Below are 1,220 nucleotides of genomic sequence, written 5' to 3'. Positions count from 1 at the left end.
CGCTCGGCTGGGACACCCCAGCCGAGCGCTTCACCGGGCTACTGACGAACGACCCCAACACACCCCGTGTTGCGACGATTTGTTGAATCCGCCCGAGGGGCGGGGCCGCGCGTGCCGAACGGTCCGGGAGGACGGTTCAGAAGGGAGTATCAGTAGGCGGAGTCGACGTTGTCGATGGAGCCGTACTTGTCGGCGGCGTAGTTCGCGGCCGCGGTGATGTTGGCCACCGGGTCGGTCAGGTCGTGCGGGGTGCCGTCGACGTGGTAGGCGTCGAAGGTCGGCTGGATGACCTGGAGCAGGCCCTTGGACGGCGTGCCGTTCTGTGCGTTGACGTCCCAGTTGTTCTGGGCGTTCGGGTTGCCGCTGGACTCCCGCATGATGTTGCGGTGCAGGCCCTCGTAGGTGCCGGGGATGCCCTCGGACTTCATGATGTCCAGCGCTTCCTTGATCCAGCCGTCGAGGTTGTGGGCGTAGACCTTCTTGGCCTTCTTCGCCTTCTTCGGGCTGTCCTTCTTGGGCTTGTCCTTCTTCGTCGGCGCGACCTCGGCCGTCGCGACCGTGGCCTTCGACGCGCTCTCCGTGGCCGGAGCGGCCTGCGCCGGCGAGGGAGCCAGGGTCAGCGCCAGTGCTGCGGCGCCCGCCGTGGCCAGGCCGGTGACAGAGAGCTTGCGGAAGCGGGCGGTGCGGCTGGCGGTGGTCTGCGTGGCGGCGGTCATACGGAAGGAACTCTCCAAACGGGGGACGTCATGGGGAGGCCGGTCATCGATGCGATCGGCGGGCGGCGGAGAAGGTCTCCGCCTCGGGGCCGGAGCGGTCGACCGGGCGGGATTCACCCGATCCCGGCGCTGGCTCCCCGGAACGTCAGCCATGGTTAGGGGCGGTTCGAACCGCGCGCAAGAATGTGACCTACTACCCCACTACAGAGCAATGTCACCAAGAGACGCTTCTGAGCTGTTTGTCCCCGCGAATCGACGGGAGTCGGCTCCACTATCTCCTTTAGGAAGTGACGTGGCTCCTATGCCCGGCATCACAAAAGGGCCGGTCATGCGGGGCAGCTGCGCTACTCGCAGTGAGCGGGCGTCGCCCGTCGGCGCCACCGGCCCGGCCCGGGATCAGGCGCGGGTGGACGCCGAGTTCAGCGGGAGCCGTCGACCGGGACGGCCGGTGCGAGCGCGGGCCGGCGACGGCGGAAAGGGGCGGGCCCGGCCGATCCGGCCGTG

At 68.6% G+C, this 1,220-nt stretch carries 1 protein-coding gene; it reads right to left on the bottom strand.

Translation table 11 applies throughout. From position 1 onward, the window contains the following. Nucleotides 1-149: 149 nt before the first annotated feature. Nucleotides 150-716, bottom strand: a complete 567-nt coding sequence (locus ACWD0A_RS34840; RefSeq protein WP_451304710.1) for a transglycosylase SLT domain-containing protein — start codon at nt 714-716, stop codon at nt 150-152. Between the last annotated feature and the right edge of the window lie 504 nt (nt 717-1,220).

It is taken from the genome of Streptomyces sp. NPDC002867 (genome assembly GCF_053591895.1).
This window is presented reverse-complemented; position numbering and strand designations above follow the sequence as displayed.

Bases quoted from the DNA above. Each gene is read 5' to 3' on its own strand.
- ACWD0A_RS34840 (WP_451304710.1), bottom strand. From the start codon at position 716: ATGACCGCCGCCACGCAGACCACCGCCAGCCGCACCGCCCGCTTCCGC.